Annotated in this window: 9 protein-coding genes; 6 read left to right on the top strand and 3 right to left on the bottom strand. The window is 62.0% G+C overall.

The genetic code is table 11. From position 1 onward, the window contains the following. Window positions 1-83: 83 nt before the first annotated feature. Complete coding sequence (gene hslV, locus B4U49_RS02180) at window positions 84-623, bottom strand: ATP-dependent protease subunit HslV (RefSeq protein WP_078082945.1); 540 nt, start codon at window positions 621-623, stop codon at window positions 84-86. A 120-nt stretch (window positions 624-743) separates the two neighbouring features. Here hslV and B4U49_RS19155 point away from each other — a divergent pair, with 120 nt between their 5' ends. Continuing rightward, window positions 744-980, top strand: a complete 237-nt coding sequence (locus tag B4U49_RS19155) for a DUF2798 domain-containing protein (protein ID WP_204902967.1) — start codon at window positions 744-746, stop codon at window positions 978-980. Between the two features lie 18 nt (window positions 981-998). Here B4U49_RS19155 and B4U49_RS02170 read toward each other — a convergent pair whose 3' ends face one another. Further along, window positions 999-1565, bottom strand: coding sequence for an SPOR domain-containing protein (locus B4U49_RS02170; RefSeq protein ID WP_078082944.1), 567 nt, complete (start codon window positions 1563-1565; stop codon window positions 999-1001). A 78-nt stretch (window positions 1566-1643) separates the two neighbouring features. After that, window positions 1644-3881, bottom strand: coding sequence for a primosomal protein N' (locus tag B4U49_RS02165; protein ID WP_239692434.1), 2238 nt, complete (start codon window positions 3879-3881; stop codon window positions 1644-1646). 422 nt (window positions 3882-4303) lie between these two features. On the opposite strand from B4U49_RS02165, the gene B4U49_RS19045 reads away from it, so the two are divergent. The 5 genes from B4U49_RS19045 to B4U49_RS02145 all read left to right on the top strand — a co-directional run bounded on the left by B4U49_RS19045 (window position 4304) and on the right by B4U49_RS02145 (window position 7864). Then, window positions 4304-4888 carry a hypothetical protein gene (locus B4U49_RS19045; protein ID WP_158078533.1) on the top strand — a complete coding sequence of 195 codons (585 nt, stop codon included), beginning with the start codon at window positions 4304-4306 and terminating at the stop codon, window positions 4886-4888. Beyond that, window positions 4885-5190: a winged helix-turn-helix domain-containing protein gene (locus B4U49_RS19040; RefSeq protein ID WP_158078532.1), complete on the top strand. Its 306-nt coding sequence runs from the start codon at window positions 4885-4887 to the stop codon at window positions 5188-5190. Before B4U49_RS19045 ends, B4U49_RS19040 begins: the two co-directional genes overlap by 4 nt. 178 nt (window positions 5191-5368) lie before the next feature. Next, window positions 5369-5581 carry a 50S ribosomal protein L31 gene (gene rpmE / locus B4U49_RS02155; RefSeq protein ID WP_078082942.1) on the top strand — a complete coding sequence of 71 codons (213 nt, stop codon included), beginning with the start codon at window positions 5369-5371 and terminating at the stop codon, window positions 5579-5581. A gap of 32 nt (window positions 5582-5613) precedes the next feature. After that, window positions 5614-6441: a thermonuclease family protein gene (locus tag B4U49_RS02150; protein ID WP_158078531.1), complete on the top strand. Its 828-nt coding sequence runs from the start codon at window positions 5614-5616 to the stop codon at window positions 6439-6441. 169 nt (window positions 6442-6610) lie between these two features. Next, window positions 6611-7864, top strand: coding sequence for a malic enzyme-like NAD(P)-binding protein (locus B4U49_RS02145; protein ID WP_078082940.1), 1254 nt, complete (start codon window positions 6611-6613; stop codon window positions 7862-7864). Window positions 7865-7937: the final 73 nt, after the last annotated feature.

Below are 7937 nucleotides of genomic sequence, written 5' to 3'. Positions count from 1 at the left end.
TCGCCGACGCTTTCAAAAACCAGTACCCGTCACCCCGCCTTCATTTTGTGGTGAATTACTTCGTCAGTTAGTTGGTTCTTAACTTAGTAATTCAGTTCTTCAATTGTGTTGTTGTGGTTGGTGTACACGCAGATATCACCGGCAATTTTTAATCCCTGTTCGACTATGCTGCGCGCATCCATCTCGGTGTTGTCGAGCAGTGCGCGCGCCGCGGACTGGGCGAAGGGACCGCCGGAGCCAATGGCGATGAGGTCATCTTCCGGCTGGATGACGTCGCCGTTACCGGTCACGATCAGGCTGGCGGTTTCGTCGGCGACGGCGAGCAGCGCTTCCAGGCGGCGCAGGGCGCGGTCGGTACGCCAGTCTTTGGCGAGTTCGACGGCGGCGCGGGTGAGCTGGCCGTTGTGGGCCTGCAGTTTGGCTTCAAAGCGTTCGAATAGGGTGAAGGCGTCAGCGGTACCGCCGGCGAATCCGGCGATGACCTTGTCGTTGTAGAGGCGGCGGACTTTGCGGGCATTGCCTTTCATGATGGTGTTACCCATGGAGACCTGCCCGTCACCGCCGATGACGACTTTGCCGTTCCGGCGGACGGAGAGAATGGTTGTACCGCGATATTGTTCCACATGTGCCTCTGCGTTTTACATTTCAAGAGCACTAAGTGTGGTCGAAGGGGCAGGATTTCAACTTGGGAGGTGCGGCTTTATACTCCGCGGCTACTTCCTGAGGTTGGATGGAGAGTGCCTGTGGCCCGTTTGAAGCCCCGTTATTACACCCTGGTGTTCGCGTTTTTTATGTCGTTCTTTATGTCGACACTGATGTCGGGTGTGGTGACGATTATCAATACCGGGGTCACCGAGGGATTCCTGTCGCGCTGGCTGCACGCTGGGCTGGTGGCCTGGGTGGTGGCGTTTCCGCTGATATCCCTGATCGCACCGGTGGCGCACCGGATTGCGCGCCGCCTGGTGGAGACGGAGGTTTAGACGGCGAAGTCTGCGGAGCTAGCCCTTGGCAGGCCGCTTGAGCACCAGCGGCATCAGGCGGTGTTCCGCGAGTACACCGCGCGCGGCGGCCATTTTGGAGCGGTTGGTGTAGGGGCCTACGAGTACCCGGTGCCAGGTGCCGCGGGTGTCGGTGGCGGATTCGACCTTGACATCCAGATTGGCGAGCATCAGTTGCGCGCGCAGGCGATCCGCTTCGGCTTTGTCGCGGAAGCTGGCGGCCTGGAGGATGTAGACCAGGTCCGATTTTGGCTCTACCCGCTGGGCGGTATCGCTGCTTTTCTCTTCTCCCGCCTTTACCCTCGCCTGCTGCTTCTTCGGCTCGGGTACTTTGACTTCATTCTCTTCCAGCAGCTTGTAGAAATCGAAGCGCGGTTTGGCTTCCGCAGGTGCCGGCTCGCGGGCGGCGGGCTTGTCGGCCCGGGCGGCAACCTTGCCCTGTTCGATCTTGAGGTCATTCAGCAGGAATACGAACACCGCAAAACCACCGACGAAATTGCCCAGTACAAACCAGACCCAGGCGGGTTTGCCGGTGGATTGTTGGCGGCGGGTATTGCGGCGAGCCATGACACTTCTCTCAGTCTTCAATGATTATTGTGCGGACGGGGAAATTGTAACCGCTGCGTCGGGCGCTGTGTGCGGGGTTTACGATAATTCCTGGGCATCCATGTCAATCGCCCAGCGTATGCGGCGATTGCGGTTGCCTTCGGCCCAGCTACTGAATTGCGCGAGCAGTTTCTGCAACAGCCCGCGCTTGTCCGCGGTGATCTGCACATAGAAACGGAAGCGGCCGGACTTGCGCTCCAGCAGCGCTGGCACCGGGCCGAGATACTGCAGCTCCGGGGAGGGCGGGGCCATGGCCTGCAAGTAGTCCCGCGCACTGCTGAGGAATTCCTCGGCCCAGCGCGGTTCTTCGCATTCGGCACGCACCAGCGCCATTGCCCGCGCCGGCGGCAGCTGGGCGATCTTGCGTTCCTCCATCAACTGGCGGGCGAAGGCACCGTAGCCCTTTGTCAGCAGCAGTTGCAGCAGGGGGTGTTCAGGGTAACGGCTCTGTACCAGCACGTGTCCCGGCAGGTCGCCACGTCCGGCGCGCCCGGCCACCTGCTCCAGCAACTGCCCCATGCGTTCCGGGGCACGGAAATCGGCGCTGAACAGTCCGCCATCGGCATCCTGGATCACCACCAGGGTGACCCGGGGCAGGTGGTGGCCCTTGGCCAGCATCTGGGTTCCGAGCAACAGGCACGGCTCGCCGTTGCGCGCCGGCTCCAGCAATTTGTCCAGCGCCTGCTTGCTGGCGGTGGTATCCCGATCCACACGGATCACTGGGAAGTTTGAGAAGGTGTGGGTTAGGAAGTCCTCACTGCGCTCGGTGCCGGCACCCAGGGCGTTCAGGTTGCGACTGTGACATTGGGGGCAATTGTGCACCTCGCGCATACGGTAATCACAGTGGTGACAGCGCAGGTGGCGCTGGCGCCGGTGCAGGGTGAGCTTGGCGGAACAATGCGGGCAATCCGCGAGCCAGCCGCAGTCGTCACAGGTAAGCGCCGGGGAGTAGCCACGGCGGTTGATGAACACCAGTGCTTGTTCGCCGCGCTGCAGCGTTTCCCCGATATGCCGCAATACCTGCGGCGCGAACCCTTCCTGCAACTGCTGGTGAAACGTGGGAACCACGCTGATTTCCGGTGGGCGCGCATTGCCCGCGCGCTGACGCAGGCGCAGGTGCTGGTAGCGCCCACTCAACGCGTTGTGCAGGCTCTCCAGGGATGGGGTGGCGGAGCCCAGCAAGACCGGCACTTCGGCGCGCTTCGCCAGTACCAACGACAGGTCGCGGGCGGAATAGCGCACCCCGTCCTGCTGCTTGAAGGAGCCGTCATGCTCCTCGTCAATCAGAATCACCCCGAGTCGCGGCAGCGGGGTAAAGATGGCGGAACGGGTACCGATAACGATGTCTGCCACACCGCTGGCCGCCGATAGCCAGGCGCGGGCGCGCTCGCCATCGGCAAGACCGGAGTGCAGGGCGGCGATACGGAAGTCGGGGAAGCGCGCGGCAATTCTGCGCAGGGTCTGGGGCGTCAGTCCGATCTCGGGCACCAGCAGCAGCGCCTGTTGCCCCCGTTGCAGGGCGCGCTCCATCAGCCGCAGGTAAACCTCGGTCTTGCCACTGCCGGTAGTACCTTCCAGCAGGGAAGCACTGAAACCGGTGGCGGCCACGCTGTCGATCACCTGGCGTTGCTCGTCGTTCAGTTGTGGGGCAGGGCGCGGTTCCACCACTTCCAGGGGGGGCGGCGCGGTGGGTCCGGAAACCCAGCGCGCGAGCCCGCGCTCGATCAGCGCCTTGCACACACTGCTGTTGAGTCCGCGGGCATTGAGTGCGGTGCGGCTCTGACGGCCGCTGCGCAACAATAGTTGCAGGAGCTCCTGCTGTTTCTTGGCCCGCGCCAGCGCAGTCTCCGGCAGCCCCTTGCCCTCGGTGGTGAGCTCGAGCCACTGCTCTGCCCAGTGGTCCGCCGGCTTGCCCTTGCGCAAGGCGACAGGTAGTGCGGCTGCGTAGAGCTCGCCCAGTGGCGCCTGGTAGTAATCCGCCGTCCACTGCAGGAATCCACGACTGCGATCATCAAAAATAGGCTGGCTGTCGATGCGTTCCAGGGCGGGCTTGAGCTCCGCCAGCGGCGACTCGGAAACCACATCCACCAGAACGGCCACGAGATTGCGATTGCCAAAGGACACCCAGAAACGCTGTCCGGGGCGCAGGTCATCCGCGGTGAGTCCTTGCGGCGGCAGATAATCGAACAGTCGTCGCAATGGCACCGGCACTGCCAATCGCAGGATGCCGTGCGCTACGCCTGAGTGTGCCGCCGCTTGCTCCAATCTGTCCCCCAAACTGCCCCGGTATTAGGTACGCGCGTTCGCGCCGCGAAAGCGCGCTAGTGTAACGGTTGGCGCCTCCGGGTACAGCACCATTGCCGTGCTCCAGCCTGCGACGCGATGCGATCAAGCAGATGGATTTACCCGCCAGCGCGTACTCCACCCCTCTCGAAAAACCGAAGAAGGGTGCAAAAGTGGAAAAACTGGCGCGCGCTGCCACGTCACGCCGTATTTCCGATTCTTTTTTGTTGCCAACTCTAAAATTTAAAGTACTCTACAAATCAACTCTAAATTGTAGAGTTCTCTATCGGCTCCTGTCGCACCTTTTAGTAAGCGGGTAGTAAGCGGTCAGATTTCGCAGGCCGGGCAGGGCCAATCCACAGGCGGGACTTATCCACAGCCAGCCCGCAAAATGTACCCACAAGGGAATAGTGAACATGACGGATGTGAATAAGTTACAGAGTGACCTCGACTACATCAGCAATGCGGTGCGCGCAGATGCCACCGCCGGCGGTATCCCGGCGCTGTACTTTCTATGGGCGCTGTTAATAGCCGTGGGCTTCAGCCTGCCGGATTTCGCCCCCCAGCTGGCGGGAATTTACTGGCTGGTTGCGGGAATCGGCGGCGGCCTGTTCAGCTGGTACCTGGGTGCGCGCCAGAGCCGGCGCCAGGGGATCAACGACTGTCGCCTGGGCCTGCGCTACGCGCTGCACTGGTCCCTGGCCGGCGCCGCCTTTCTGCTGTGCTTTCTGCCCCTGATGCTGGGGCGCGTATCACCGGAAATGGGCGGGGCGAACTTTCTCCTCATCACCGGTATCACCTACGGTCTGGCCGGTGTGCACCTGGAGCGGCCGCTGTTGTGGTGCGGCATTCTGATGCTGGTGGCCTATGGGGTGATGGTGGTACTGCTGCCGCCTTACTCCTGGACGATCACCGGTATCACCGTGGGACTGGCGTTGTGCTGGGCAGGTTTCAGCCGGCGCACGGCACTCAAGACACAGGATGCCGGGGCAAAGGAATGAAGGCACTGACTGCCCTGGATCCGCTGCTGGAGCACCGCCTTCGCCTGGGCACCTGTGTACTGCTGGCGAAGCACGGCGAAATCACCTTCGCCCGCCTCAAGTCCCAGCTGCAAGCTACCGACGGCAATCTGGGGGCGCAATTACGCAAACTGGAAGAACGGGGCTATATTGCCGCGCGCAAGGATTTTGTGGAGCGCAAACCGACCACTTGGTACCAAATGACACCATCCGGTCACGCCGCCCTGAACGGGCATATGGCCGCTCTGCAGGCACTGATCGACGCCAGTGGCGCTGGCAGCTAAGCCCCGGCTGGCGGGGTCTCGCGCCGCGATACCCCGCCAGCCGCATTTGCGCTTGAATCGCCGGGCTAATCTGATAGTATGCGCCGACTTTTTAAACAGCCCGGGGTGAAGACCCCTGCACCAAAGACGATTCCGTGCTCAGCGAAAGACTGGGTGGCGGTGTCGAAAAGAGGCCATCATGAAAACCGATATCCACCCGAATTACAGCGAAATCACCGCGACCTGCTCCTGTGGCAACTCCTACAAAATGGGTTCCACTCTGGGCAAGGACATCCAGCTGGACGTTTGCGCAAACTGCCACCCGTTCTACACCGGCAAGCAGCGCGAAGCGAGCACCGGCGGCCGCGTAGACCGCTTCAAGAAGCGCTTCGGCAGCCGCATTTCCAAGTAAGTGCCGTCGAGCCGCGCACCGGAATGGCTTGTGTGATTCCGGCAGCGAAGAAAAAGACGCCCAGGGCTTCCCTCGGCGTCTTTTTTTGTGCCTGCCTGTTCCTGTTTATCAGCGCGCTGCTGCCTGCCCGCGTATTCGCCGACTGCGTGCTGGGCGAGGCAGACGAACTGGTGGCACTCAAGAAGGTGGTGGACGGCGACACCCTGCGCCTGAAAGACGGTCGCCGGGTGCGTCTTATCGGCGTCAACACGCCGGAACTGGCCCACGGACGGCGTCGCGCGCAGCCACTGGCACAGGAGGCGAAGGAATTCACCGAGCGCTTCCTGGCCGGGGGGGATCTGGAGCTGGTGTACGACAAGGACCGCTACGACAACCACGGCCGTCTGCTCGCCCATGTCTACAACCACCGCGGCGACAGCCTCGAATCCGCGCTGCTCTCCGCCGGCCTCGCCTTCCACATCGCGATCGCCCCCAACCTCAGTCTCGCCGAGTGTCTCGCCAGTCGCGAGGACCGGGCCCGGGAGTACCAGCGCGGCGTGTGGGCTCCGGGGGTATGGCCGGTTCTCGAAGCCTCCCAGGTACAGCCGGGGGATGGTGGCTTTGTGCTGCTCACCGGCAGGGTGAAGAAAACCGATCACAACCGCTTCCTGTGGCTGGAGCTGGACGGCCCGGTGGCGGTGCGGCTGGATCCGAAACGGGATTATGGCCACCGAAACGGGCGCAATTGGCAAGGACGTCAAATAGTGGTGAAAGGCTGGCTGGTGGACCGGGGTGAGAAATATTCATCCCGGAACAGACAAAATAAACGGTGGTTTATTGCGTCCGATTCTGAATTTACCATTGAAATTAGTAGAAATTAACACGGGCGCTCAGTTTTTGAGCTTGTGGACTTCCAGCCGTCTCGGTTATTCTTCGCGCCTCGGATAGGGGCGTCCTCCTGCCTCCACAATAAAATCAAAAATCCGCTGTAAATTGCCGCCCGCCCAACCAGTGCCGGCCGCATTCCAAACCAATAGAGATGACATCCTGATGACCGACTCATTGCGCCAGGCAGCGCTCGATTATCATGCCATGCCGACACCGGGCAAACTTTCGGTGGAGCTCACTACCCCTGCACAAACCCAGGAAGACCTGTCCCTGGCCTACAGCCCGGGAGTCGCGGAGCCGGTGCGTGAAATCGCCAAAGACCCGGAAGCCGCCTACCTGTATACCGGCAAGGGCAACCTGGTAGCGGTGATCTCCAATGGCAGCGCCATCCTCGGCCTCGGCAACCTGGGACCACTGGCCTCCAAGCCGGTGATGGAAGGTAAATCGCTGCTGTTCAAGCGGTTTGCCGACATCAACTCGGTGGATATTGAAGTGGACTGCCCCAGTCCCGAGCGCTTTATCGAGACGGTCGCGGCCATTGCCAACACCTTTGGCGGCATCAATCTGGAAGACATCAAGGCGCCGGAGTGTTTCCACATCGAGGAAACCCTGATCGAGCGCTGCTCGGTACCTGTGTTCCACGACGACCAGCACGGCACCGCCATCGTCACCGTGGCCGGCATGCTCAACGCGCTGGAGATCCAGGGTAAAACGATCGAAGACGTGCGCATCGTATGCCTCGGCGCCGGAGCGGCTGCCACCGCCTGCTGCAAACTGCTGCTGGCCGCCGGAGCCAAGAAAGACCAGATCACCATGCTGGACAGCCGTGGGGTAATCCACTCCGGCCGCAGCGACATCAATGCCTACAAGGGCGAGTGGGCGCGGGATACCGAAATGCGGACCCTGGACGACGCCATCGAAGGCGCCGATGTATTCCTCGGCGTATCCGGCCCGGATCTGCTGAGCGCGGAACAGCTGGCGCATATGGCCCCCAATCCGGTGGTCTTCGCCTGCTCCAACCCGAACCCGGAAATCGCCCCGGAACTGGCCCACGCCACCCGTGACGACCTGATCATGGCCACCGGCCGCTCGGACTATGCGAACCAGGTGAACAACGTGCTGTGCTTCCCGTTCATCTTCCGCGGTGCACTGGACGTACGCGCCACGCGCATTAACGAGGATATGAAGCTGGCCGCCATCGAGGCGATTCGCAAGATCGCGCGCGAGGAAGTGCCGGAAGCGGTGCGCGCCGGCTACGGTGGTGTGGAACTGAGCTTCGGCTCCGATTACATCCTGCCCAAGCCCACCGACCCGCGCCTGTTGCCGGAAGTGGCCGCAGCCGTTGCGCGCGCCGCGGTGGACAGCGGTGCCGCACGCTTGCCGTATCCGGCGCACTATCCGCTGAAGACGCTGTAATCACCGAGAGAACTATTCCGGACGTCCAGCGAAGGTGGCGATGCGGGGTACAGCTTTGCGAGACCTTCTAAAA

The organism is Microbulbifer mangrovi, from assembly GCF_002009015.1.
In the GTDB taxonomy this organism is placed as follows: Bacteria; Pseudomonadota; Gammaproteobacteria; order Pseudomonadales; family Cellvibrionaceae; genus Microbulbifer; species Microbulbifer mangrovi.
Note: the sequence above shows the minus strand (reverse complement) of the source record. Positions and strands in the feature narration are given on the sequence as shown.

Bases quoted from the DNA above. Each gene is read 5' to 3' on its own strand.
- B4U49_RS19040 (WP_158078532.1), top strand. From the start codon at position 4,885: ATGAAGGCACTGACTGCCCTGGATCCGCTGCTGGAGCACCGCCTTCGC.
- B4U49_RS02170 (WP_078082944.1), bottom strand. From the start codon at position 1,565: ATGGCTCGCCGCAATACCCGCCGCCAACAATCCACCGGCAAACCCGCC.
- rpmE (WP_078082942.1), top strand. From the start codon at position 5,369: ATGAAAACCGATATCCACCCGAATTACAGCGAAATCACCGCGACCTGC.
- B4U49_RS02145 (WP_078082940.1), top strand. From the start codon at position 6,611: ATGACCGACTCATTGCGCCAGGCAGCGCTCGATTATCATGCCATGCCG.
- B4U49_RS19045 (WP_158078533.1), top strand. From the start codon at position 4,304: ATGACGGATGTGAATAAGTTACAGAGTGACCTCGACTACATCAGCAAT.